The organism is Levilactobacillus zymae (assembly GCF_032190635.1).
In the GTDB taxonomy this organism is placed as follows: Bacteria; Bacillota; Bacilli; order Lactobacillales; family Lactobacillaceae; genus Levilactobacillus; species Levilactobacillus zymae_A.
Genome location: NZ_JAVLAS010000001.1, coordinates 1,926,878 through 1,951,710, shown reverse-complemented (window position 1 = coordinate 1,951,710; position 24,833 = coordinate 1,926,878). Strand labels below are relative to the sequence as shown.

Annotated in this window: 21 protein-coding genes; all 21 read left to right on the top strand. The window is 54.5% G+C overall.

The annotated features are described in order from the left end of the window. Window positions 1-13: 13 nt before the first annotated feature. The 21 genes from recA (at window position 14) to trxA (ending at window position 24,826) form a co-directional block, all read left to right on the top strand. Complete coding sequence (recA, locus tag RI501_RS09220) at window positions 14-1,186, top strand: recombinase RecA (RefSeq protein WP_313821944.1); 1,173 nt, start codon at window positions 14-16, stop codon at window positions 1,184-1,186. Window positions 1,187-1,443: 257 nt separating this feature from the next. Then, window positions 1,444-3,003: a ribonuclease Y gene (rny, locus tag RI501_RS09215; RefSeq protein WP_313821942.1), complete on the top strand. Its 1,560-nt coding sequence runs from the start codon at window positions 1,444-1,446 to the stop codon at window positions 3,001-3,003. A gap of 128 nt (window positions 3,004-3,131) precedes the next feature. Further along, window positions 3,132-3,929: a TIGR00282 family metallophosphoesterase gene (locus RI501_RS09210; RefSeq protein WP_313821940.1), complete on the top strand. Its 798-nt coding sequence runs from the start codon at window positions 3,132-3,134 to the stop codon at window positions 3,927-3,929. A gap of 31 nt (window positions 3,930-3,960) precedes the next feature. After that, window positions 3,961-6,654, top strand: a complete 2,694-nt coding sequence (gene mutS / locus RI501_RS09205) for a DNA mismatch repair protein MutS (RefSeq protein WP_313821938.1) — start codon at window positions 3,961-3,963, stop codon at window positions 6,652-6,654. Window positions 6,655-6,683: 29 nt separating this feature from the next. Further along, the gene (gene mutL, locus RI501_RS09200) at window positions 6,684-8,702 is read left to right on the top strand and encodes a DNA mismatch repair endonuclease MutL (protein ID WP_313821936.1); all 2,019 of its coding nucleotides are present in this window, start codon (window positions 6,684-6,686) and stop codon (window positions 8,700-8,702) included. 75 nt (window positions 8,703-8,777) lie between these two features. After that, complete coding sequence (ruvA, locus tag RI501_RS09195) at window positions 8,778-9,380, top strand: Holliday junction branch migration protein RuvA (protein ID WP_313821933.1); 603 nt, start codon at window positions 8,778-8,780, stop codon at window positions 9,378-9,380. 22 nt (window positions 9,381-9,402) lie between these two features. After that, complete coding sequence (gene ruvB, locus RI501_RS09190) at window positions 9,403-10,419, top strand: Holliday junction branch migration DNA helicase RuvB (protein ID WP_313821931.1); 1,017 nt, start codon at window positions 9,403-9,405, stop codon at window positions 10,417-10,419. A 24-nt stretch (window positions 10,420-10,443) separates the two neighbouring features. Next, entirely contained in the window at window positions 10,444-11,478 is a 1,035-nt protein-coding gene (gene queA / locus RI501_RS09185; protein ID WP_313821929.1) for a tRNA preQ1(34) S-adenosylmethionine ribosyltransferase-isomerase QueA, read from the top strand. Between the two features lie 12 nt (window positions 11,479-11,490). Beyond that, complete coding sequence (gene tgt, locus RI501_RS09180) at window positions 11,491-12,636, top strand: tRNA guanosine(34) transglycosylase Tgt (RefSeq protein ID WP_313821927.1); 1,146 nt, start codon at window positions 11,491-11,493, stop codon at window positions 12,634-12,636. 73 nt (window positions 12,637-12,709) lie between these two features. Continuing rightward, complete coding sequence (gene yajC / locus RI501_RS09175; RefSeq protein WP_313821925.1) at window positions 12,710-13,153, top strand: preprotein translocase subunit YajC; 444 nt, start codon at window positions 12,710-12,712, stop codon at window positions 13,151-13,153. Window positions 13,154-13,249: 96 nt separating this feature from the next. Further along, window positions 13,250-14,383, top strand: coding sequence for a DNA polymerase IV (gene dinB / locus RI501_RS09170; RefSeq protein WP_313823194.1), 1,134 nt, complete (start codon window positions 13,250-13,252; stop codon window positions 14,381-14,383). 95 nt (window positions 14,384-14,478) lie between these two features. Beyond that, window positions 14,479-15,438, top strand: a complete 960-nt coding sequence (locus RI501_RS09165) for a DHH family phosphoesterase (RefSeq protein WP_313821923.1) — start codon at window positions 14,479-14,481, stop codon at window positions 15,436-15,438. Between the two features lies 1 nt (window position 15,439). Beyond that, window positions 15,440-16,798 (top strand): DEAD/DEAH box helicase, encoded by a 1,359-nt coding sequence (locus RI501_RS09160; RefSeq protein WP_313821921.1) that lies wholly within the window; start codon window positions 15,440-15,442, stop codon window positions 16,796-16,798. 269 nt (window positions 16,799-17,067) lie between these two features. Then, window positions 17,068-19,707: an alanine--tRNA ligase gene (gene alaS, locus RI501_RS09155; protein WP_313821919.1), complete on the top strand. Its 2,640-nt coding sequence runs from the start codon at window positions 17,068-17,070 to the stop codon at window positions 19,705-19,707. A gap of 323 nt (window positions 19,708-20,030) precedes the next feature. After that, window positions 20,031-20,303 carry an IreB family regulatory phosphoprotein gene (locus RI501_RS09150; RefSeq protein WP_313821917.1) on the top strand — a complete coding sequence of 91 codons (273 nt, stop codon included), beginning with the start codon at window positions 20,031-20,033 and terminating at the stop codon, window positions 20,301-20,303. After that, window positions 20,300-20,737, top strand: a complete 438-nt coding sequence (gene ruvX, locus RI501_RS09145; RefSeq protein ID WP_313821915.1) for a Holliday junction resolvase RuvX — start codon at window positions 20,300-20,302, stop codon at window positions 20,735-20,737. The genes RI501_RS09150 and ruvX overlap by 4 nt, the downstream gene beginning before the upstream one ends. Window positions 20,738-20,745: 8 nt before the next feature. Continuing rightward, the gene (locus RI501_RS09140) at window positions 20,746-21,054 is read left to right on the top strand and encodes a DUF1292 domain-containing protein (RefSeq protein ID WP_129031260.1); all 309 of its coding nucleotides are present in this window, start codon (window positions 20,746-20,748) and stop codon (window positions 21,052-21,054) included. 124 nt (window positions 21,055-21,178) lie between these two features. Beyond that, the gene (locus RI501_RS09135) at window positions 21,179-21,463 is read left to right on the top strand and encodes a cell division protein ZapA (protein ID WP_313821910.1); all 285 of its coding nucleotides are present in this window, start codon (window positions 21,179-21,181) and stop codon (window positions 21,461-21,463) included. A 3-nt stretch (window positions 21,464-21,466) separates the two neighbouring features. Continuing rightward, a complete protein-coding gene (locus tag RI501_RS09130; RefSeq protein ID WP_313821909.1) occupies window positions 21,467-21,997 on the top strand; it encodes a CvpA family protein in 531 nt (176 codons plus the stop codon). Between the two features lie 27 nt (window positions 21,998-22,024). Continuing rightward, window positions 22,025-24,388, top strand: a complete 2,364-nt coding sequence (locus tag RI501_RS09125; protein WP_313821907.1) for an endonuclease MutS2 — start codon at window positions 22,025-22,027, stop codon at window positions 24,386-24,388. Between the two features lie 120 nt (window positions 24,389-24,508). Beyond that, window positions 24,509-24,826, top strand: a complete 318-nt coding sequence (trxA, locus tag RI501_RS09120; RefSeq protein ID WP_313821905.1) for a thioredoxin — start codon at window positions 24,509-24,511, stop codon at window positions 24,824-24,826. Window positions 24,827-24,833 lie beyond the last annotated feature (7 nt).

The following is a 24,833-nucleotide window of genomic DNA, read 5'->3' as shown; positions in this document are numbered from 1 at the left end:
AAGGAGGATTTGGATGGCTGACGAACGACAAGCGGCGTTAGATAAAGCGCTGAAAAAGATCGAAAAGGACTTCGGTAAGGGGTCCATCATGCGGATGGGCGACGATACCAAGATGCAAATCTTGACCGTCCCATCTGGCTCGTTGGCTTTAGACGTAGCCTTAGGAGTCGGCGGTTACCCCCGGGGACGGATCGTAGAAATCTATGGTCCCGAATCGTCTGGGAAAACCACGGTGGCTTTACACGCGGTTGCCGAAGTGCAAAAGCGAGGCGGCACGGCAGCCTATATTGATGCCGAAAACGCCTTGGACCCTGCCTATGCGACGGCGCTGGGTGTCGATATCGATAATCTGCTACTGTCCCAACCGGATACCGGTGAACAGGGACTACAGATTACGGATGCCCTGGTGTCTTCCGGTGCCGTAGACATCGTGGTGGTCGATTCTGTGGCGGCCTTAGTACCACGGGCCGAAATCGAAGGCGAAATGGGTGACGCCCACGTGGGGTTGCAGGCTCGGTTAATGTCGCAAGCTTTGCGGAAATTATCGGGGACCATTAACAAAACCAAGACCATTGCCCTGTTTATTAACCAGATTCGGGAAAAGGTCGGCGTGATGTTCGGAAATCCTGAAGTAACGCCTGGTGGCCGGGCTCTGAAGTTCTACTCGACGATTCGGTTGGAAGTTCGTCGGGCCGAACAAATCAAGAACGGCACGGACGTCATTGGGAACCGCACCCGGATCAAGGTCGTGAAGAACAAGGTTGCGCCGCCGTTTAAGAAGGCCGAAGTGGACATCATGTACGGTCACGGGATTTCCCAAACCGGTGAACTGCTCGACATGGCGGTGGAAAAAGACATCGTTGATAAGAGTGGCGCCTGGTACTCGTACGGTGAAGACCGGATCGGCCAAGGCCGGGAGAATGCCAAGCAATACCTGGCGGATCACCCGGACATGATGGCGGAAGTCAATCAACGGGTTCGCGCTGCGTATGGGGTGGCCGATGAGGACGCGTCAACAGCCGACCCGAAGGATGCTAAGGCGGATAAGTCCAAGGACGGTGCTAAAGCCGATGCCAAGGCAACGCCTAAGGATGCCGCGACGAAACCGGCGTCCAAGGTGGATACCACGCCCGGGACACCCGGCAACTCCGGTGCCACGGTGATTCAGCCGAACCATCATAAATAACGTAAGAATTGGTTTGAGCCGGTGAGCTCAAGCCTTTTTTATTGGAAAAATTGCCCCCATGGGTTGATCATGAGTCAGATTCGGGAGATTCAGTCGTAGAATCGCGAACTAGCGGTGAACTTCGTGCGGCTTTCTGGTGAGTTTAGTTGACAGGCTTGGTGGCAACTATTAAAATTGAATTTGTGTCAGTTATCATACAAACATCTTAAAAAGTCTGATTTTTAATTAGTCATTTTTGATGATGCGGAGGTGGAATCATGAGTGTTCCAAGCATAATCCTCGCAATCATCGCTATCGTTGTTGGTGTCGTGGGTGGTTATTATCTACGGAAATCCGTCCATGAACGTAAGTTAGATGCTGCTAAGTACACGGCCAAGGGTGTATTGGCAGAGGCTCACAAGCAGGCCGAGACGGCTACCAAAGAAGCGCTATTAAGTGCTAAAGAGGACAGTCATCAGTATCGTGCGGAAGTTGAACAGGAGCTCAAGCAACGCCGAGCCGAAGTTCAGAAGCAAGAGGATCGGTTGATTCAGCGGGAAGAAACGCTGGATCGCAAAGACAACTCGTTGGAGAAGCGTGAGAACGCCTTGAATCGACGGGATAAAAAGTTAAGCGCTGAAGAGCAGAATTTGACTAAAAAGCAACAACAAGCAGACTCACTGATTGAAAAACGGCAAACGGCGGTTGAATCCGTCGTTGCTCTCTCCCAGGAAGATGCACGAGACCTGATTATTTCCGAAGCCAAAACGGCTTTGGCCGGGGAACGGGCAAAAATGATTAAGGAAAGCGAAGAAACTGCGCGCAAGACGGCCCAGGCCAACGCTAAGGACCTGATTGTGTCGGCCATTCAACGGAGTGCCGCCGACATGGTGACCGAAACGACGATTACCGTGGTGACGCTCCCGAACGACGATATGAAGGGACGAATTATTGGTCGGGAAGGCCGGAATATTCGGACCCTAGAAACGTTGACCGGTATCGATTTAATTATCGATGATACACCGGAAGCGGTCGTCTTGAGTGGGTTTGATCCGTTACGACGTGAAGTCGCGAAGATCGCGCTAGAGAAGTTAATTCAAGACGGTCGGATTCATCCGGCGCGGATTGAAGAAATGGTGGCTAAGGCGAAGAAGGAGCTGGGCGAACACGTCCGCGAACTTGGAGAACAGGCGACCTTTGATTTGGGAATTCATTCCATGCACCCCGAGCTGATTAAGCTGGTCGGGCGGTTGAATTTCCGAATTTCTCATGGGCAAAATGCGTTAGCCCATTCCATTGAAGTGGCGAAGATCACTGGGGTCTTAGCCGCCGAACTCGGTGAGGATGTTACGTTAGCAAAACGTGCAGGATTACTACATGATATTGGCCGCGCTGCAGAGCACGAGGATGACAGTTCGTACATCACGCTTGGAACGGACCTGGCGAAGAAGTACCGGGAAAGTTCGACCGTGGTGAACGCCATCGCCGCTCAAGCAGACCAGACGGCGCCGCAATCCGTGATTGCGGAACTGGTCAGTACCGCGGATACGATTTCCGCGACCCGACCAGGCGCACGGTCGGATTCCCTGGAAAGTTACATTCACCGCTTAGACAAGCTAGAAACGATTGCCAACCAGTTTGATGGCGTCGATCATAGTTTTGCCATCCAAGCGGGCCGGGAAGTTCGCGTGATTGTGCGGCCGGAGAAAATTTCCGATACGGATGCCGTGGTCTTGGCCCGCGACATCAAGAAACAAATTGAGGGTGACTTGGATTATCCAGGTCACGTCAAGGTTTCCGTGATTCGGGAAGTACGGTCAGTTGAATATGCAAAATAAGTCAGAGAAGCTAGGCCAATTGGTCCTAGCTTTTTTACGTCATGGACGAAAAAAGCATGGTAAAATAGACAATATTTATAACGACGGGGGTCGCCGCTAGAGTGGCCCGTCAAGATAGGGGTACAAAGATGCGTATTTTGTTTGTTGGTGACGTGGTTGGAAACGTTGGCCAGGCCATGATTCACGAGTATTTACCACAACTCAAGCGGGATTTGAAGCCGCAGGTCACCATCGTTAACGGTGAAAATTCAACTGCGGTCGGTCGGGGGATTAGCTACAAGATTTATAAACAACTTTTAAAGGACGGGGCCGACGTGGTCACCATGGGGAACCACACCTGGGATAACGCCGAACTGTTCGACTTCATCGATGACGCCAACCGCTTGGTCCGACCCGCTAACTTTCCGGGACCAACGCCCGGTCAAGGGTGGACCAAGATCAAGGTCAACCAACAGACGCTCGCCGTGGTCAACTTACAGGGCCGGGTCTTCATGAACCAGCTGGTCGATGACCCGTTCGCCATGATGGCGGAGCTGGTGGATGACCTCGACACGCCGTTTGTCTTCGTCGATTTTCACGGCGAGGTCACCAGCGAAAAGCGGGCCTTTGCCATGCGCTTTACCGGCGACGTGTCGGCGGTGGTTGGCACCCACACCCACGTGCAGACTAGTGACGCCCAGGTCTTGGACCACCAGACGGCCTTTCTGACCGAGGTGGGGATGACTGGTCCGGCCGATAGCATCTTAGGCATGCAGGCCGATAGCGTCATTACTAAATTCGAAAACCAGCGCCCGGCGCGGTATACGGTCCAAGAACAGGGGCCCGGGCTCCTCTCCGGTTGTGTGATCGACCTTAACGATAAAACGGGCCACGCGACCGCCATTCACGAGATTCTAATCGGCCCCCAACACCCGTATCAAGGTTAAGCGCTAAAAATGGAAGGATGACACATTTTTCATGAGTAGTACACCAAAACAAACGCCAATGATGGCCCAGTACCAGAAAATCAAGGATCAATATCCCGACGCCTTTCTGTTTTACCGGCTGGGAGACTTTTACGAAATGTTTAACGAGGACGCCGTCAAGGGCTCCCAACTCCTGGAACTGACTCTGACCACCCGGAGCCATAGCGCGAAGAATCCGATCCCCATGTGCGGGGTGCCGCACAAGGCCGTGCAAAACTACATCGATATCCTGGTAGACCAGGGGTATAAGGTCGCCATCTGCGAACAGATGGAGGACCCGAAGCTGGCCAAGGGGATGGTCAAGCGCGAGGTTATTCAACTGGTCACCCCCGGAACCCAGACCGATACCGGGGCGGCCGGCGCCAAGCGCAACAACTATTTAACGGCGCTGATCATGCCCCAGCCCGACCATTACGGGTTGGCCTACACCGACCTGTCGACCGGGGAACTGAAAGTGGCCGCCATCGACAATCTGACCACGGTGATGAACGAACTCATGAGCCTGCAGACCAAGGAAGTCGTGGTGGACGCCAGCATCCCGACCGACCTCACGGAGCGGCTGAAAAAGCTGGGCCTGTTGGTCTCCCAACAGTTGGCCGTGCAACCGAGTTCGGAAGTCAGCTACGTGGAACAGGACCTGACCGACCCGCGGCTCATCCAGGTTGTGGGCTTGCTGGTGACCTACGTGACCGTGACGCAAAAGCGCAGCCTCGCGCACCTGCAACGGGCCGTGGCTTACCGCCCGACGGCGTTTTTAAAGTTCGACCACTCGTCGCAGGTCAATCTGGAACTGACCCAGAACTTGCGGACCAAGAAAAAGTCCGGGACGTTGTTGTGGTTATTAGACGAGACCAAGACCGCGATGGGCGGCCGGCTGCTCAAGCAATGGTTGGACCGTCCTCTGATCGACCGGGCCCAGATCGAAGACCGTCAAGCCAAGGTCGGGGCGTTACTCGACCACTATTTCGAACGTAACAGCCTCCAAGACGAACTGGTCAAGGTCTATGACCTGGAACGGTTAGCCGGGCGGGTGGCCTTCGGTAGCGTCAACGGTCGCGACCTGATCCAACTGCAAACGTCGCTGGAACAGGTTCCTCAAATCAAACACACCCTAGAAGAACTCGACGAAGCCGTCTTTGACCCGATGCTCGACCAACTCGACCCGGTCAGTGACGTGGCCGCGGCGATTCGTGCGGCCATCGTGCCGGAACCGCCACTGTCGGTGACCGACGGTGGGGTGATTCGCGACGGGTATAATGACCAGCTCGACACCTACCGCGACGCCATGCGGAACGGTAAGAAGTGGCTGGCCGAGATGGAGGCCCACGAACGCGAGGTCACGGGCATTAATAACCTGAAGATCGGATACAATCACGTTTTCGGTTACTACATCGAAGTCACCAAGGTTAACCTGAATAAGCTACCGGCCGACCGTTACGAACGTAAACAAACGTTGGCCAACGCCGAGCGGTTCTCCACGCCGGAACTCAAGGACAAGGAACGCCTGATCTTAGAGGCCGAGGAAAAGTCGGTTGCCTTAGAATACCAGCTGTTCGTGGACCTGCGCGAACAGGTCAAGCAGGCGATCACCCGGCTACAAACGCTGGCCGCCGCGATTGCCAGCTTAGACGTGCTCCAAAGTTTTGCGGTGGTCAGCGAAGACTACCACTTCGTGAAGCCGACCTTTACGCCGGACCACGTTTTGGATATCCAGCAGGGCCGGCATCCCGTGGTCGAAAAGGTACTGGGCCGTCAATCCTACGTGCCCAACGACGTGACCATGCCCGACGATACCAATATTTTACTGATTACCGGGCCCAACATGTCCGGGAAGAGTACCTACATGCGGCAGCTGGCCTTGACCGTGATCATCGCGCAAATGGGGTGTTTCGTGCCCGCCGAAAAGGCGCAAATGCCGATTTTTGACCAAATCTTTACGCGCATCGGGGCGGCCGACGACCTGATTTCGGGCCAGAGTACCTTCATGGTCGAAATGCAGGAAGCCAACCGAGCGTTAAGCCAGGCCACGGCCAATAGTCTGATCCTGTTCGACGAGATTGGGCGGGGAACGGCGACCTACGATGGGATGGCGTTAGCCCAGGCCATCGTGGAATACGTCCACAATAAGGTCCACGCCAAGACCCTGTTTTCGACCCACTACCACGAACTAACGGCGCTGGACACGGTCCTCCCGCAATTGAAAAACGTGCACGTGGGGGCCGTGGAACAAGATGGCGACCTGGTCTTCTTGCACCAAGTACAGCCCGGCCCGGCCGACAAGTCCTACGGGATCCACGTGGCCAAGTTGGCGGGGATGCCGGATTCGCTCCTGCACCGCGCTGACGTGATCTTACAAGAGCTCGAACAACAGGCGGCCGCGGCGCCGACCGTGACCAAAGCTGTGATTACGGGACAGGAGACTGCGGCCATTGCCCCGGCAACATCGCCGGTAAAGCCGCCGGCCGTCTCGAGTTCGGCGGCGCCAGAACCAGTGGCCACCGCTCCTGAACCGGCTGCTCCAACCGCCGGGGCCGACCAACAGTTGTCGCTATTTACGGACGAACCGGAACTCAACCCCACGCAGGCCAAGGTCTTGGACCAATTGAAGGACCTGAACCTGATGGGGATGACGCCGATGGCCATTATGAACCAGGTTTATCAGTGGCAACAGAAGCTCAATAAATAAAGTTTAACGACACGAAAGGAAGGGTCACAATGGCGAAAATTCATGAATTAGCCTCGGTGTTAGCCGATCAGATTGCGGCGGGTGAAGTGGTGGAACGCCCCGCCTCCGTGGTCAAGGAATTAGTGGAAAACGCCATTGACGCCCACAGTACCCAGATTGACATCACGGTCGAAGAGGCCGGTCTCAAACGCATCTCGGTGGTCGACGACGGCGACGGGATCGCCGATGACGACACCGAAATGGCGTTCAAGCGGCACGCGACCAGCAAAATCACCGACCGGCGCGACCTGTTTAAGATCCAGTCTCTGGGCTTTCGAGGCGAAGCGTTACCCAGTATCGCTTCCGTGGCGGACGTGACGCTGACCACCTCGACCGGCGGCGTGGGGACCCTAATCCACAACGTGGGCGGCCACATCGTCGCCCACGAACCCGCGGCGGCGCGGAAGGGGACCGACATCACGGTCACCGACCTGTTCGGCAACGTGCCGGCGCGGTTGAAATACCTGAAGTCGCCGACTACCGAACTGTCGAAGATCACCGATATCGTTAACCGCATCGCGCTGAGTTATCCCAACATCGCGTTTTCACTGGTGCACAACGGCCGGGAGCTGACCCGGACCAGTGGGCGCGGCGATCTCCAACAGGTGATCGCCGGTATCTACGGGGTGCAGAGTGCCCGGAAGATGGTGGCAATTGCTGGGGAAAATCCCGATTTTAAGGTGACCGGTTACGTCAGCTTACCCGAATTGACGCGGGCCAGTCGCCAGTACATCTCCATCCTGCTCAACGGCCGCTACATCCACAACTACCAGCTCAGTAAGGCCTTGGTGGCGGGGTACGGGTCGAAACTCATGGTTGGGCGTTACCCACTAGCGGTGCTCGCTATCACCATGGACCCGCTATTGGTCGACGTGAACGTGCACCCGACCAAGCAGGAGGTTCGGATCAGTCAGGAACCCGAGTTGACCCAGTTGATTCAAGAAACGGTCTTCGATCGGTTATCCCAGGAGAATTTGATTCCGGACGTCTTCAACGAGTTGCCGCAGACCAAGGCGCACGAAGCGGCTAGCGACCAGCTGACCATGGCGTTAAACGATGCGTCGCAGAAATACACGCCGACCACGGGACCGACTCTGACACACCGCGAGTCGGCGCCGCTATCGGCCGCAACGCCCAGGTCTCAGCCGGCCCCCGCAACCGCACAACCGACGCCATTAGCACCGACTGCGGCGGGACCGGCCCCGTTGAGTACCCCGGCGACCAGCCCGGTGGAACCCGTGATGGTGCAGAAGAAGGCGGAACTAAGCTTACCGCTGGTGCAGCAATTTGACGCCAAGTACCAACACGAGGGGAAGGTCTGGGCGTTGGGCGCGCCGGATCAGGCGCCGACTGCTCCGACGAAGAGCACGGCCGCATCAACTTCGGCGACCCCACGCTTTCCGCAGTTGCGTTATCTGGGACAGGTCCACGGCACCTACCTGTTGGCCGAGGCCGACGATGGGTTGTATCTGATCGACCAACACGCCGCGCAAGAACGGGTGAACTACGAGTTCTACCGGCAGGCGATTGGGGAGGTCAGCGACGACGAACAGAAGCTGTTAGTGCCCATCGTGCTGGATTACCCCACTACCGACGTTTTGGCCTTAAACGACCACCTAGACACCTTAGCCAGCGTGGGAGTTAACCTCGAATCGTTTGGTCCGAACAGCTTTATCGTTCACGAACATCCGACCTGGTTTAAGGCGGGGCAGGAGACCGACACCATCAAGGAAATGATCGACTGGGTCTTACGTGACGGTAAATTAACCGTGGCGGCCTTTCGGGAGAAGACGGCCATCATGATGAGCTGTAAACGCGCCATCAAGGCCAACCACCACTTAGACGATCAGCAGGCCCGGGCCTTACTGGTCAAGCTGGCCACGGCCGAAAACCCGTTTAATTGCCCGCACGGTCGGCCCGTGTTGGTCCACCTAACCGACCAGGACCTGGAACGTCTGTTCAAACGCATCCAAGATCCGCACCACAGCGGAGATGACTGGGGCGAGTAGTCCCTCTTAATTTTTTCTAGAGTTATGGTACAATTTAAATGCAAACATACGTTTTCTTAAAGGAGCGAAACTGGCATGTATGAATACCTGCGGGGAACCGTGGCGGCGGTGACGCCCGACCATATCGTGGTGGACGTTCAAGGCGTCGGCTACCTGGTCAACACGGCCAACCCTTACCGCTACACGGTCGATGACCAAGTGACCATTTACGTTTATCAGGCTGTTAGCGATTCGGCCCAGACCCTTTACGGGTTTAGTGACTACGCGGAGAAACAGCTCTTCTTGAAATTAATTGCGGTCAGCGGGATTGGACCGAAGAGTGCCCTGGCAATTCTTGCTAATCCGGATCATCAAGGGTTGATGCTGGCCATCAAGACCAACGACGTCAGTTTCTTGACCAAGTTTCCCGGGGTGGGGAAGAAGACGGCCGGCCAGCTGGTCTTGGATCTGCAAGGCAAGCTCGATGACTTGGCCCCGGCCGCTACGCCGGAGCTCTTCGAACCGGAGACCGTCACAACCGGTGAGGGCAACGCTCAACTCGACGACGCCTTAGCCGCGTTACTGGCGTTAGGGTACCGTGAAACGGCCATCAAGAAGGTGACCCCCAAGTTGCGGCAGTTTGCGGGGCACGATACCAACGATTATCTCAGTGAAGGTTTACGTTTATTGACCAAGTAAGGTCAGAAAGGAGGGGTCGGTCATGGCAGACGACGACCGGATAGTGTCACCAGAACCGGAGGACGCCAGAGAAGATTCCGTGGAGAAATCCTTACGACCCCAAACACTGGGGCAATACATCGGGCAAGCACCGATCAAACACGAATTAAACGTCTACATCCAAGCGGCGAAGCAACGGGAAGAGTCCCTGGATCACGTGTTGCTCTATGGCCCGCCTGGCTTAGGGAAGACCACCCTGGCGTGGGTGATTGCCAACGAAATGGGGGTCCAGATTCGGACCACCAGTGGCCCGGCCATTGAAAAGCCGGGGGACCTGGTGGCGTTATTAAACGAGCTACAACCCGGAGACATTTTGTTTATCGACGAGATTCATCGGCTACCCAAGGTGGTCGAGGAAATGCTGTACTCGGCAATGGAAGACTTCTACATCGATATCGTGGTGGGCCAAGGGCCGACCGCTCATCCGGTGCACTTCCCGTTGCCGCCATTTACGTTGATTGGGGCCACAACCCGGGCGGGACTGTTATCGGCACCGTTACGGGATCGGTTCGGCATTGTCGAACACATGGCCTACTACAACGCCGACGACCTGGAAGAGATTGTCCTGCGATCGGCCGACATCTTCCAGACACCGATCGCCCCGGCCGGTGCGCACGCCATCGCACTGCGTTCTCGCGGAACGCCGCGAATCGCCAACCGGTTATTGAAGCGGGTTCGTGACTTTGCGGAGGTTTCTCCGGATCACGATACCATTGATCCGGAAATCGTGGAGCACGCGTTGACCCTGTTACGGGTGGATTCCGCGGGCTTAGACTCGACGGATATCAAGCTGCTGACGACCATGATCGACTACTATAACGGCGGTCCGGTGGGGCTCAACACCCTGGCGGCCAACATCGGTGAAGAAACCGAAACGGTGGCGGCCATGTACGAACCCTATCTGTTACAACGCGGATTTCTGAAGCGCACGGCCAAGGGGCGCGTCGTCACCGAGGCCGGTTATCGTCACTTAGGTCGGTCGTTACCAACTGACGATTAAGTCATTTTAAAAGGAGCGAAAGCCATGGCTTACACCTTAGAGGATTTTGACTATGAGTTACCACCCGAGTTAATTGCTCAGACGCCGATTAAGCAACGGGACACGTCCCGCTTACTGGTGCTTGACCACCAGACCGGTGAGTTGGCCGATAAGCATTTTTACGATATTTTAGATGAACTGCATCCCGGGGATGCCGTCGTGATGAACAATTCGCGTGTGATGCCCGCCCGGTTGTACGGCGTGAAACCCGAGACTGGGGGCCACGTAGAAGTGCTCCTCTTACACAACGTCGAAGGTGACGTGTGGGAAACGCTGATGAAGCCCGCTAAGCGACTGCGGGTAGGCACCACGGTCAGCTTTGGCGATGGGCAACTCACGGCGACGATTACCGAAGAGCGCGAAGACGGGATTCGCTTGATTGAATTTCACTACGACGGAATTTTTATGGAAATCCTGGAACGCTTGGGGGAAACACCGTTACCACCCTACATTAAGGCTAAGCTCGACGATCCGGACCGCTACCAGACGATTTATGCCAAGGAAAATGGGTCGGCCGCCGCACCCACGGCCGGCCTGCATTGGACGCAAGAGCTGCTCGATAAGGTAGCCGCCAAGGGCGTAAAGCTGGTTTACCTAACGCTGCACGTGGGGTTAGGAACGTTTCGGCCCGTGGAAGAGCGTAACATCGAGGACCATAAGATGCACAGTGAATTCTACCGTCTCGATGCGCAAGCTGCTCAGACGTTAAACGACGTCCGGGCCCACGGTGGCCGGATCGTGGCGACTGGAACCACGTCGATTCGCACGTTGGAAACCATCGGGACCAAGTTTCACGGTCAGCTACAGGCCGATTCCGGCTGGACCGATATTTTTATCAAACCAGGGTATCAGTGGCAGGTGGTTGATGCGTTTATCACTAACTTCCACTTACCCAAGTCCACGTTGGTGATGTTGGTTGCCGCTTTTACCGGGCGGGAGCGCATCTTAAACGCTTACCAACACGCCATTAATGAGAAGTACCGCTTCTTTAGCTTTGGCGATGCCATGTTTATCAAGTAATTGGAGGAAGTTATGGAACCCGCGATTAAGTATCATTTGATTAAAACCGAAAAGCACACGGGCGCCCGGTTAGGAGAGGTCATTACCCCCCACGGGACTTTCCAAACGCCGATGTTTATGCCGGTGGGCACTCAGGCGGCAATGAAGGGGGCCATCAGTCCCGAAGAGCTCGAGGAGATGGGCTCTCAGGTGGTTTTAGCCAACACTTACCACCTTTGGCTCCAACCGGGTCCTGACCTGGTCGAAGAAGCAGGAGGGTTACACCAGTTCATGAACTGGCCCAAGGGCATTCTCACCGATTCCGGTGGCTTTCAGGTCTTTTCGTTAGCCAAGCACCGAAAGCTAACCGAAGAAGGCGTGCATTTCCGTAACGAAATCAATGGCGATAGGCTCTTCTTGTCGCCCGAAAAGGCCATTAACATTCAAAATAAACTGGGGCCGGATATTATGATGAGTCTCGACGAATGCCCGCCGTTTTTTGAAAGCTACGACTACGTTAAACGCTCCGTGGAACGCACGTCGCGCTGGGCGGAACGGGGACTTAAGGCCCACGCCCATCCCGATTATCAAGGCTTATTTGGGATCGTTCAGGGGGCCGGTTACGAAGACTTGCGGCGGCAATCGGCCCACGACTTGGTGAGCTTGGACTTTCCGGGTTACTCGATTGGGGGCTTGTCGGTGGGAGAATCCAAGCCGGAGATGAACCGGATCTTGGAATTAACGACGCCACTATTGCCGACCAACAAACCCCGGTATCTGATGGGCGTAGGCACCGCCGATTCCTTGATTGACGGGGTAATTCGTGGCGTCGATATGTTCGACTGTGTCTTACCGACGCGCATTGGCCGCAAGGGGACCTGCATGACTAGCCACGGTCGGTTGGTGGTTAAAAATGCCGCTTACGCGCACGATTTTCGGCCGATCGATCCCGAGTGTGATTGTTACACCTGTCGGCACTACACGCGGGCCTACCTTCGGCACCTGTTTAAAGCGGACGAAGACTTTGGCCGTCGCTTGACTAGCTATCATAATCTGTACTTCTTACACCACCTGATGAAGCGGGTTCGGCAAGCAATTCTGGATGATAATTTGTTAGATTTGCGAGCAGAAGTTTTTGAAAAGTACGGCTACAATGCCGAACATCCCAAGAACTTCTAGAAATAATTGGACGGATTCCCTGGAGTCTGGTAAAGTTGTTCATTAGAGTAAGTTACAGAAGGAGTGAACAAATGTGTTAAGTAATTTGGTAGTTGCTGCGGCCAGCCAATACTCCACGTTGATCATCTTAGTGGTCTTCTTGGCGTTGATGTATTTCTTGATGTTACGGCCACAACAAAAGCAACAAAAGAAACACCGGGACATGATGAGCGAACTGAAGAAGGGTGACCACGTGATCACCATTGGTCGCTTACACGGTGTGATTGACGAAATCAACCAAGCCGACAAAACGGTGACCCTGGATTGTGACGGCATTTACTTAGTCTTCGACTTACGGGCGATTGCCCAGGTCACGGCGCAAGCTCCACAAGCAGTCACGGCGCCAGCCGCTGAAGACGTGAAGGATCAAGACGATGCAGCTAAACCAGCTGATGATGCTCAGACCGACACGAACGATGCCGCTGCGCCAGCCGATTCAGCTAAGGCGGATGACACCAAAGCAGACGACGCTAAATAAGTTGGCTACGTAACGACTCCCTTGGGGGGTCGTTTTTTTTTCGGTATCGGGGGGATGCAAACGAACAAACGTTCCGTTATAATGGAGCTAATTACCATGAGCGACCTGAAGGGGGCGGGGGATGTGCCACAACCGGCGGCAAAATTTACACAACGGAAAATCATCCATGTGGACATGGACGCCTTTTATGCGTCCATTGAGATGCGGGACCACCCCGAGTTTCGGCATCATCCGTTAATTATTGCCAAGGATCCGCGCACGACCGGCGGCAGAGGGGTGGTCACGACCGCCAACTATCTGGCCCGGCAACACGGGGTCCACTCGGCCATGAGTGCTAACGAAGCGCTGAAACTGTGTCCGCAAGCCATCTTTCAGACCCCGAACTTTCCCCATTACCGGGAAATCTCCGAGCAGATTCACCGGATTTTTCACGAGTACACCGATAAGATTGAGCCGGTGGCCTTCGATGAAGCTTACCTGGACGTCACTGAAAATAAGCACCACCTCCACTCGGCGGTCCAGGTGGCCCACGAACTACAGGCCGAAATTTACGATCAGACCCACCTGACTTGTTCGACGGGGATTTCCTACAGCAAGTTCTTGGCCAAGGAGGCCTCGGATTTCCGCAAACCGGTGGGCGTGAGCGTAATTCTGCCCGAAGACGCCCACGATTTCTTGATGGCACTGCCCATTGAACGGTTCCGGGGCGTGGGGAAGAAAACCGTCCCCAAGATGCACGACCTGGGGATTCAGACCGGTGCCGACCTGTACCAACGGTCGCAACTGGAGCTGATCCACGACTTTGGCAAGTTCGGTTACGTCTTGTACCAGCGGGTCCGCGGCATCGACGAGCGCCCCGTCGAGTACCAACGGGAGCGTAAGTCGATCGGTAAGGAGCGGACGTACGGGCCGCCGCTGACCACGGCGGGCGAGGTAGAAAATCAGTTGCGCCGCCTAGCAACCATGGTGGCGCAGACGGTCGCCCAGAAGCAACGTCACGGCAAAACATTGGTGTTGAAACTGCGGACCAGCGACTTCACCACGGTCACTAAGCGCATCACCCAGGAGGACTTTTTGGCCAACGAAGCGGCGAACTATTACGAATTGGCCCTCCAGTTGTACCACGAGGTGGCCACGGCCGACGAACAGATTCGCCTGCTGGGCATCACCATCACGGGGCTAGCCGCCCAGAGCTTTGAAAACGTCCGGCTACCTTTATGGGGCGATTAGACAGACTTTCTTTGAAATTACCCCCCAAAACTTGTATACTGAAACGCAGTATTGCGGCGGGTTATCCCGCCAATCGGAAAGAACGGGTGAGCAGCATGGCCATTGAACACGCCATTTTAGAAGAAATTAAACACTACCAAACCATTATTATTCACCGACACCAGCATCCAGACCCGGACTGCGTGGGGGCCCAACTGGGTCTGCGCGAAATCTTGCGGGCCAGTTTTCCCGATAAGACCATCTTAGCGGTCGGCAAACACTACGCCGGCTTTGATTGGCTGGGCCAGGCCGATACCGACGTGGCCGACGACCAGTACGCCAACGCGTTGGTAATCGTGGTCGACACGGCCAACCAACCCCGCGTCGATGACGACCGCTGGCACACCGGGAAGGCCGTCGTGAAGATCGACCACCATCCTAACGACGATGCCTTCGGGGATTTGCAATGGGTCTTAGACCAGGCGTCGAGTACCTCGGAAATGCTGTACGACTTTTACGCAGCCAACGCTAGCGAGTTAACGTTGCCGCAAGAAGCCGCCCGGCTATTTTACGCCGGCATCGTGGGTGACACGGGCCGCTTCATGTACCCAGCCACCTCGGCCCACACCATGGCCGTGGCGGGGAAATTGATGGCGACCGGTTTTTCGGCCAGCGACGTCAACCAAGCCGAAGACGAGGTCTCACCAGCGATGGCCCGGCTGTCGGCCTACGTTTACCAGAACTTGACGATTTTACCCAGTGGGGCCGCTTACCTGAAATTAAGCGACGCCGACCTCGAACCGTTCGAGCTGGGCGAGACCGACTCGACTTCCGCGGTCGTGCCGTTACCCGGTAAGATCACCACGGTCGTGGCCTGGGCCTTCTTCGTGGAAGCCAAGGATCACACCTACCGCATCCGGTTACGGTCGAAGGGCCCGTCGATCAACGGTCTCGCCAAGGCTCACGGTGGGGGCGGCCACGCCTTAGCCAGTGGTGCCACGGCCCACGACCAAGCAGAAATTGACCAGGTGATCCACGAGTTGGACGCCCTGGTCGCGCAAGACAAAGGAGAATAGCATGACCGCAACATTTAACGAGTTTCATTTGCAGCCATATTTAATGACGGCGTTACAGAAGATTGGGTTCAAACAACCTACGCCCGTTCAAGAAAAACTGATTCCCATCATCGCCGCCGGCAAGGACGTCGTGGGTCAGTCCCAGACGGGGAGTGGGAAGACCCACACCTTTTTACTGCCAATTTTTAACCAATTGACCAGCGACAACCAGGTTCAGGCCGTGATCACCACGCCTAGCCGGGAACTGGCCTACCAGATTCACAGTGCGGCCGAACAGTTAGCCGCCGAAGCGCCGTTTGAGATTCGCATCGGTAACTACGTCGGGGGAACCGACAAACAACGGCAGTTAAATAAGCTGCGTAATTTCCAACCGCAACTGGTTATCGGGACGCCCGGGCGGGTCATGGATTTGATCCAGTCCGACGCCTTAGACGTCCACACGGCGCGGCAATTTGTGGTGGACGAAGCCGACATGACGTTGGACCTCGGGTTCTTGGACCAGGTCGACAAGATTGCCAGTCGGATGCCGAAGAAGCTCCAAATGATGGTCTTTTCGGCAACGATTCCGCAAAAACTCAACCCGTTCTTACGGAAGTATCTGAACCATCCCGTGATTGAAGAGATTCCGGCGTCGGCCATTATTAGTGACAGCATCGATAACTGGTTGATTTCGACCAAGGGTCAGGACCGCAACCGGTTGATCTACCAACTGATTACCATGGGCGAACCCTACCTGGTCTTGATCTTTGCCAACACCAAGACCCGGGTCGAAGAATTACACGACTACCTGAAGAATCAGGGCTTAAAGGTCGCCATGATTCACGGGGGTATCAAGCCGCGGGAACGGAAGCGGGTTATGCGTGAGGTCAAAAATCTGCAATATCAGTACGTCGTGGCGACCGATTTGGCCGCGCGGGGAATCGATATTGAAGGGGTCTCGCACGTGATCAACGACGATATTCCCGAAGATCTCGACTTCTTCATTCACCGGGTCGGTCGGACGGGCCGGCAGGGGATGCCGGGCACGGCCATCACCCTGTACTCGCCGGGCGAAGAAAAGCTGGTCTCCGAGATTGAAGCGTTGGGGATTCACTTTGAACCTAAGCGCATCAGTAACGGTGAGATCGTCGATTCGTACGACCGAAACCGCCGGACCAAGCGGCGCAAGTCCACGCAACATCTGGACCCGACGCTGATTGGGATGGTCAAGAAGAAGAAAAAGAAGATTAAGCCAGGGTACAAACACCAAATCAAGCAGGCCATCCACGCCAAGAAGGACCAGGACAAGCGGATTGCTGCCAGAGCGGCCGCCAGAGCGGAACGCAAGCGGCGCAAGCGCGATTCGGATCGCTATCAATAAGAATTGACAACCGGTAGCGTCCCACCTATAATTTTAAGTGGACAATTAAATATTAGTAGAGGATATGCCGGTCGTTGTCGACTTTCAGAAACGTTTTGGTCGCTGTGAAAAACGAATCGTGGTGATCGGTGCTCCCTCGTGAAACATCGCGACTCAGCGTTATGAGTTTAAGAGGTTAACGACTAAACATCGTTGCAAGTAAAGTGGTACCGCGCTTCGGCGTCTTTACGGGCAACGGTGTTTTTATCTTTTTTTGGAGGTTTTTAGAGATGAAAGAGCTCAGTAGTAGTCAAATTCGACAGATGTACCTCGACTTTTTCCAGTCAAAGGGTCACACCATCGAACCCAGTGCATCCTTAGTGCCTAAGGACGACCCGTCCTTACTGTGGATCAACTCCGGGGTTGCCACGATGAAGAAGTACTTTAGCGGCCAGGTGGTTCCCGAGAACCCGCGCTTGACCAGCTCACAAAAGAGTATTCGGACCAACGATATTGAAAACGTGGGTCGGACGGCACGGCACCACACGTTATTTGAAATGCTCGGGAATTTCTCGGTCGGCGATTACTTCAAGAAGGAAGCCATCACCTGGGCCTGGGAACTGTTAACGTCGCCCGACTGGTTCGGTTGGGATCCCGACAAGCTGTACATGACGGTCTACCCTAAAGATACCGACGCCAAGATGTACTGGGAAAAGGCCGGCGTGGCGCCGGACCACATCATCCCGGTCGAGGACAACTTCTGGGATATCGGTGAAGGGCCTTCGGGTCCCGATTCCGAAATCTTCTACGACCGGGGCGAAAGCTTCAACAACCTGGCCGCCGATGATCCCGAAAATTACCCGGGGGGCGAAAACGAACGCTACCTCGAAGTCTGGAACATTGTGTTCTCCCAGTTCAACCATGAACCAGACGGCAGCTACAAGCCGCTGCCCCGGAAGAACATTGATACGGGGATGGGCCTCGAACGGGTGGTTTCCATCTTCCAAAACGCCAAGACGAACTTTGAAACCGACCTGTTCTTGCCGTTGATCGAAAAGACACAGGCCTTAAGTGACGGAAAAAAGTACGGTGCCGACGCGGAAGACGACATTTCCTTTAAGGTGATTGCCGACCACGCGCGGGCGATTACCTTTGCCATCGGCGACGGGGCCTTACCAGGCAACGAAGGTCGGGGCTACGTCATCCGCCGGTTGATTCGGCGGGCGGTCGTCAACGGCCAAAAGCTGGGTATCCAGGGCGCCTTTTTGGACCAACTGGTCCCCATCGTGGGCGAAATCATGCAGTCCTACTACCCAGAAGTGCTCAAGCAAAAGGACTACATTGCAAAGATCGTTCGTTCCGAAGAAGATCGGTTCGGCGAAACCTTGACCGGTGGGTTGGACCTGTTGAACGGTCTGATTGCCGATCTGAAGAAGACTGGCGGCAAGCAGATTGCGGGTCCCGACGCCTTCAAGCTCTACGACACCTACGGCTTCCCGGTTGAATTGACGCAAGAATACGCCATCGACCAAGGCGTCACGGTCGACCAGGACGGGTTCAAGGCTGAAATGCAAAAGCAAAAGGACCGGGCTCGTAACGCCCGGGGGAAACAAAAGGCCATGGGCTTACAACACGACCTTTTGATCAACGTCAAGACGCCTAGCGAATACGTGGGTTACACCCAACTGGAAACGCATAGCAAGTTGACCGAATTGGTCGTCGACGATCAACTGGCGGACGAAGCCGTTAGCGGCACCGCCGAAGCCATGTTCGACACCACGCCGTTCTACGCCGAAATGGGGGGCCAAGTGGCCGATCACGGGGACATCTACGACCTGGAAGGTCACGTGGTGGCCCACGTCAAGGACGTGCAACACGCCCCGAACGGCCAAAATCTGCACACCTTAGACGTGGTTTCGCCGTTGAAGAAGGGCGTCACCTACGACTTGAAGGTCGACCAAGTCTTCCACAGCAAGGTCGAAAAGAACCATACCGCAACCCACCTGTTGGACAAGGCCTTACGCGAAGTCTTCGGTGAACACACCCAACAGGCTGGTTCCCTAGTCGAAGGCGACTACCTGCGGTTTGACTTCACCCACTTTGGTCAAGTTGACCCGGCAGACCTGGAGAAGGCCGAAGCCATTGTCAACCAACAGATCTTTGCGGAACTTCCCGTCAAGACCGTGGTGACCGACATCGAAAGTGCCAAGAAGATGGGCGCCATTGCACTGTTTAGCGAGAAGTACGGGAAGACCGTGCGGGTCGTCAGTGCGGGCGATTTCGTTACCGAATTCTGTGGGGGGAACCACGTCAAGAACACCAACGAGATTGGCTTGTTCAAGATTACCTCCGAATCCGGGGTCGGTGCCGGGGTCCGGCGGATCGAAGCCGTAACCTCCGCGGCGGCGTACAAGTACCTGAACGACCGTAGCGCCATCTTAGACGCCGTGGCCGCCGACTTGAAGGTTACCCAGACCAACGATATCGAAACGCGGGTCCAGGCCTTACAAGCCCAGGTCAAGGAGCTGCAACAGAAGCAGTCGGCCTTGGAAGGCAAGTTGGCCGGACAACAGGCCGGGGCCGTCTTTGACCACGTGGCAACGGCAGGCAATTACACGCTGATCAGTGGGACCGTGCAAGTCTCAAAGATGGATCAGCTGCGGGCCTTAGCCGACACCTGGCGGGACCAGGCGTTATCCGACGTCTTGGTCCTAGGGGCGGAAGTCAACGGCAAGGCCAACCTGATCGTTGCGGTCAGTGCGGACAAGCAAAAGCAGGTTAAGGCTGGCGACTTGATCAAAGCCATTGCGCCTAAGATCAACGGGGGCGGCGGTGGCCGACCAAACCTGGCACAAGCCGGTGGGAAGAACCCCGCTGGTTTGCCGGACGCCATGAGTGCGGCCAGTGCTTGGCTGCAGGAACAAGACTAACGGGATGAGCCGTTGGTTTGGTTGCAGGCAAGTCACTAACTCGAGTCATTAATTAAATGAAGCGCGATCCCGCTGGGGGGTCGCGCTTTTTGGATTGGTTCGGTTCGAGTAGATTAGCAAATGCCTATAAAAAACCAAATGGTTGGATTATTGGTCCGTTAATGGTATAGTAGGCTTTCCTAAAAGTAAATGACCTGACAGAAACGGCGAAACCAGTCGCTGATTTGTATTACGAAAAGATTACATTGGGGGCCGGTCGTTGTAGTTTGTGAGGCAATCGAGTAAAATTAACACTAAGTGAGGAAGTGCGGGGGTGTTATATAGTGAGTTCATTAGACAAAACGATGTATTTTGACTTTGGCGCTAATCAACCGAAGGATGTCCACGATACGCTGGTCACGGTTTATCGGGCACTAGAAGAAAAGGGTTATAACCCAATTAATCAGATTGTCGGGTACCTGCTATCGGGCGATCCTGCGTACATCCCGCGAATCAATGATGCGCGGAATTTAATTCGCAAACACGAACGTGACGAGATTATTGAAGAACTCGTGCGTTTCTATCTTAATCAGAATGGACCGGTGAAACCTTCATGAAGTTAATGGGATTAGATGTCGGATCTCGCACTGTCGGGATCGCAATTAGTGATGCGCTGGGCTGGACGGCTCAGGGAATCGAAATCATTCCGATTGACGAAGAAAATGAAGTGTTTGGCCTAGACCGAGTCGCTGAATTAGTGAAGGCCCATGACGTTGAAGGCTTTGTGGTCGGGTTGCCTAAGAATATGAATAATACTTCGGGGCCCCGGGTTGCGGCGTCACAACGTTACGGTCAAATGCTGACGGATCGGTTTCATTTACCGGTTGACTATGAAGATGAGCGGTTGACAACGGTTGAAGCAGAGCGTATGTTAGTGGAACAAGCTGACACGTCACGGCGGAAACGCAAGCGCGTCATTGATAAATTAGCAGCTGGGTTAATTTTGCAGAACTACTTGGATCGCAAGGGCAAGTTAACCCGAGAAAAGTGAGGTTTCCCATGAACGAAGACCAAGAACAAATTACGTTAGTTGATGAAAATGGCAACGAAGAATTATACGACGTGTTATTCACGTTTGAATCCGACGACTTTGGTAAGTCTTACATCCTGATTTACCCGGCTGGCAAGAGTGACGACGAAGAAGTCGACATTCAGGCCTACGCCTTACCAGCAGACGATGATCCGGCGAACCCTTCCGGTGGCGATCTACAATTGATCGAATCCGATGAGGAATGGGATATGGTTGAATCTGTTTTGAACACGTTCTTAGCAGACGGAACGATCGATCCTAACGCGGGCAAAAAGTAAGCAAGCACCAAGGGCGGATTTCCGCCCTTTTTGTTTGCCCTAGTTTTCAAGCGGGCCTAAAATTAGGCCGGCCCTGGGATTAATGGTAAAATAAGACGTTGTGAAAATTAGGGGGAATGATGAGATGACGGAACAAACCCACCGTTTCAAGGCGGTTATTGCGGGTAAGTCGTACACGATTGTGGGCCAAGCGACCGATGATCACATGCGTGCCGTAACGACCCTATTAAACGAACAATTTAAGCAATTAAAACAAGTGTCACCAGACATGAGTAAGGAAGACGCCGCCGTGTTGATGGCGTTTAACGCGATTTCAGATCAACTGAAGATGGCGGCCGCTGCGGATGCTGCGGAAAGCAGTTTGTCGGCAGAACAGCCGCAGACACCCACTAAGGAAACGGGGGAGTAGCGTTTGCTGCTAAGCATCGGTATCGTGTTAATCCTGACCTGGGGATTCTACCGCGGTTTTCACCGGGGACTAGTCTTACAACTGCTCCTAACCGTGGGGTACCTGGTGGTCTGGATTGCTGCCCGTTTCGGGGCCCGACCCTTAGCCAGTGGGTTAGGGCAATTTTTCGGTAATCTGTCGCTTAATAGTTCACTTAGCACGGTCACGGCCAGCCAAAGTAGTAGTTTCTTCTTAAATGGACTGGCCTTCTCTGCCATTTTGACCGTGGGGTACTTCGTGGTGCGCCGCGTGTCCTATGGGTTGAACAAGGTGACTTGGTTACCAGTCATTCACCAGGTAAATTCCTTGGCGGGTGGCTTGATCAATTTAATTATTCGTTACGTTATTATCTTTTTACTACTCAATTTACTCATCCTATTGCCAATTGACAGTTTCCAGGCGACCTACAAAACGTCCACCGTGGCACAGTGGATTGTCAAGGAAACGCCGGTGCTGTCCCATCAGGTCTATAATTGGTGGCTAATCAAGCACTAGGATGGCGTTTTAACAAAGGAGTTCTCCATGAATCAAAAAACACTTACCATCATGGAATATGGGCGCATCAAGCAAGCCATTCAGGGTTACCTGGTCTCAGCGGCTGGGCAACATGAATTAGCACAGTTGCAACCCACAGCCGACAGTCAAAAATTACAACGGTGGTTGGATGAATCACAAGATGGGGCGGACATCTACCGCCTGGAAAGCGGGATTCCGTTACCCAAGCTGGATGATATTCGGCCGCATCTAAAGCGTCTGGCCCTAGAGGCAGTACTGAACGGTCTTGAACTGGCCCAAATCAGTCGGGTACTGTGGACCACCAGCGCCGTAGTCAAGTTTTTCGACCAACTTGCCGAAAAACAGTTGACGTTGCGGTTACTGAATCGCGAAGTCCGGGAACTGGTCACGTTACCGGATGTGACCCGACGGCTCCGGACGTCGCTGGAAGGGGACGGCCACCTTACCGATGACGCGTCACCCGAATTACGCCAGATTCGGCAACACATTGCCCAGACTGCCGCGGCAATCCGCGAAAGTATGGATCAATACACCCGGGGCAAGGATGCCAAGTATCTGAGCGAAACCATCGTGACGATTCGTGATGACCGGTACGTGATCCCCGTACGGGCAGAATACAAGCAACACTTTGGCGGCATTGTCCACGATCAAAGTGCTAGTGGTCAAACGCTGTTTATCGAACCGCAAGCGGTTGTGAGCCTAAACAACCGGTTACGGCAAAACCAGATGGATGAACGGCACGAAGAACAACGCATTCTGGCCGAATTAACGGCCTTACTGGCGCCGTACCAAGATGAAATCTTGCGGAACGCTGAGATTTTAGGCCACTTAGACTTTATCAACGCTAAGGCCCGTTACGCTCACCAGATTAAGGCCACGGAGCCTAAGTTATCGTTGACGAACCAAGTCAACTTGCGCCAGGCCCGGCACCCCTTGATTGACCCCAAGAAGGTTGTGGCCAACGACATTGCCATTGGCAAGGACTACAAGACCATTATCGTGACGGGACCGAACACGGGTGGGAAAACCATCACGTTAAAGACCTTGGCGCTGGTCCAACTGATGGGCCAGTCCGGGCTATTTATCCCGGCCAACGAAAATAGTGTGATTGGGGTCTTCGACGACATCTTTGCCGATATCGGGGACGAACAATCTATTGAACAAAGCCTGAGTACTTTTTCCGGGCACATGGAAAATATTGTCAGTATCTTAAAGCAGGCCGACGAGCGTAGCCTGGTGATTATCGATGAATTGGGTGCCGGAACCGATCCGCAAGAAGGGGCGGCTTTGGCCATCGCCATTTTGGACCAGATGGGGACGTTGGGCAGTTACGTGATGGTCTCGACCCACTACCCAGAACTGAAGGCTTACGGGTATAATCGGCCAGAAACGATCAATGCCAGTATGGAATTCGATGCGGAGAGCTTACAGCCGACGTATCGTTTGCTGATTGGTATTCCAGGGCGAAGTAACGCCTTAGACATCGCCGCTCGGTTGGGAATGCCCAGCCAGGTGGTTGCGGCTGCTCGGGGGCTGACCAATCAGGATAGTCAGGACCTGAACGCCATGATCAGTGACCTGACCGAACAGAAGCGGCGCGCCGATAGTCATGCTGCCAAGCTGGAAAGCCAACTGACCGAAGCGACAGAGCTGCACGACCAGCTCCAAACGCAATTCGATCAGTACCAACACCAAAAAGATCAGTTAATGTTGGACGCTAAACGTGAAGCGAACCGCATTGTGGACGAATCCCGTAAACGGGCCAATCAAATTATTAGTGACCTCCGCAAGAAACAACTGGCCGCTGGTAAGAGTGTCGTCAAGGAAGACGAACTGATTGCCGCTCAGGGCGCGTTGAACGCCTTGCAGCAAGATACTGGCTTGAAGAAGAACAAGGTCTTGCGGCGGGAAAAGGCCAAGCACACCTTTAAGAAGGGGGACAGCGTCCTGGTTAAGTCTTATGGGCAGACCGGGGTGCTGATGCAACAACTCGACGAGCAGCACTGGGAGGTTCAACTGGGGATCTTGAAGATGAAGATCGCCACGACCGACCTCGAGAAGGCCGCCGATCCTGCCAAGTCCAAGCAGCAACCACGGGCGTCGATTCGGCGTACGGGCTCCAATGGTATGTCACCGACCCTGGACTTACGGGGACACCGGTACGAAGAGGCCATGGCCGAGGTCGACCGCTATATTGATTCGGCCTTGCTGGCGGGCTACCCGTCCGTGACCATCATCCACGGAAAGGGAACCGGCGCGTTGCGTAAGGGTGTGACCGACTATCTGAAACGTAGTAAGCGTGTGAAGAGCTTTGGTTTTTCACCAGCCAACGCCGGGGGCGACGGGTCAACCATCGTGCGGTTGCAGTAACCGCACCGAAAAACTGGTTGTGAGCAATTCAGTTGTCATTTGACCCAATTCTGGTAGACTAATGTTTGTAGACATTAACGCGCTACTGGTTATTAATCATGGATTTAAGGAGGCAGCATTATGGTAGCAGAAACAACGGACAAGACCTTCGAACAAGATACGGCGACGGGCGTCACGCTCACCGACTTTTGGGCAACGTGGTGTGGTCCTTGTCGCATGCAATCACCAGTGGTGGAACAATTAGCCGAAGAGATGGGCGATCAGGTGACGTTCAATAAGATGGACGTTGATGCCAACCCGAACACCCCGCAATCCTTTGGTATTATGAGTATTCCAACGTTATTGGTGAAAAAGGACGGCGAAGTGGTGGACTCCATCGTGGGTTACCACTCCAAGGACCAATTAAAAAAGATTTTAGCGCAATACACCGAAGCCTAAGGTGAGC

Bases quoted from the DNA above. Each gene is read 5' to 3' on its own strand.
- recA (WP_313821944.1), top strand. From the start codon at position 14: ATGGCTGACGAACGACAAGCGGCGTTAGATAAAGCGCTGAAAAAGATC.
- RI501_RS09210 (WP_313821940.1), top strand. From the start codon at position 3,132: ATGCGTATTTTGTTTGTTGGTGACGTGGTTGGAAACGTTGGCCAGGCC.
- ruvA (WP_313821933.1), top strand. From the start codon at position 8,778: ATGTATGAATACCTGCGGGGAACCGTGGCGGCGGTGACGCCCGACCAT.
- queA (WP_313821929.1), top strand. From the start codon at position 10,444: ATGGCTTACACCTTAGAGGATTTTGACTATGAGTTACCACCCGAGTTA.
- mutL (WP_313821936.1), top strand. From the start codon at position 6,684: ATGGCGAAAATTCATGAATTAGCCTCGGTGTTAGCCGATCAGATTGCG.
- tgt (WP_313821927.1), top strand. From the start codon at position 11,491: ATGGAACCCGCGATTAAGTATCATTTGATTAAAACCGAAAAGCACACG.
- RI501_RS09160 (WP_313821921.1), top strand. From the start codon at position 15,440: ATGACCGCAACATTTAACGAGTTTCATTTGCAGCCATATTTAATGACG.
- RI501_RS09125 (WP_313821907.1), top strand. From the start codon at position 22,025: ATGAATCAAAAAACACTTACCATCATGGAATATGGGCGCATCAAGCAA.
- rny (WP_313821942.1), top strand. From the start codon at position 1,444: ATGAGTGTTCCAAGCATAATCCTCGCAATCATCGCTATCGTTGTTGGT.
- alaS (WP_313821919.1), top strand. From the start codon at position 17,068: ATGAAAGAGCTCAGTAGTAGTCAAATTCGACAGATGTACCTCGACTTT.
- RI501_RS09140 (WP_129031260.1), top strand. From the start codon at position 20,746: ATGAACGAAGACCAAGAACAAATTACGTTAGTTGATGAAAATGGCAAC.
- RI501_RS09135 (WP_313821910.1), top strand. From the start codon at position 21,179: ATGACGGAACAAACCCACCGTTTCAAGGCGGTTATTGCGGGTAAGTCG.
- mutS (WP_313821938.1), top strand. From the start codon at position 3,961: ATGAGTAGTACACCAAAACAAACGCCAATGATGGCCCAGTACCAGAAA.
- ruvX (WP_313821915.1), top strand. From the start codon at position 20,300: ATGAAGTTAATGGGATTAGATGTCGGATCTCGCACTGTCGGGATCGCA.
- ruvB (WP_313821931.1), top strand. From the start codon at position 9,403: ATGGCAGACGACGACCGGATAGTGTCACCAGAACCGGAGGACGCCAGA.
- RI501_RS09165 (WP_313821923.1), top strand. From the start codon at position 14,479: ATGGCCATTGAACACGCCATTTTAGAAGAAATTAAACACTACCAAACC.
- trxA (WP_313821905.1), top strand. From the start codon at position 24,509: ATGGTAGCAGAAACAACGGACAAGACCTTCGAACAAGATACGGCGACG.
- dinB (WP_313823194.1), top strand. From the start codon at position 13,250: ATGAGCGACCTGAAGGGGGCGGGGGATGTGCCACAACCGGCGGCAAAA.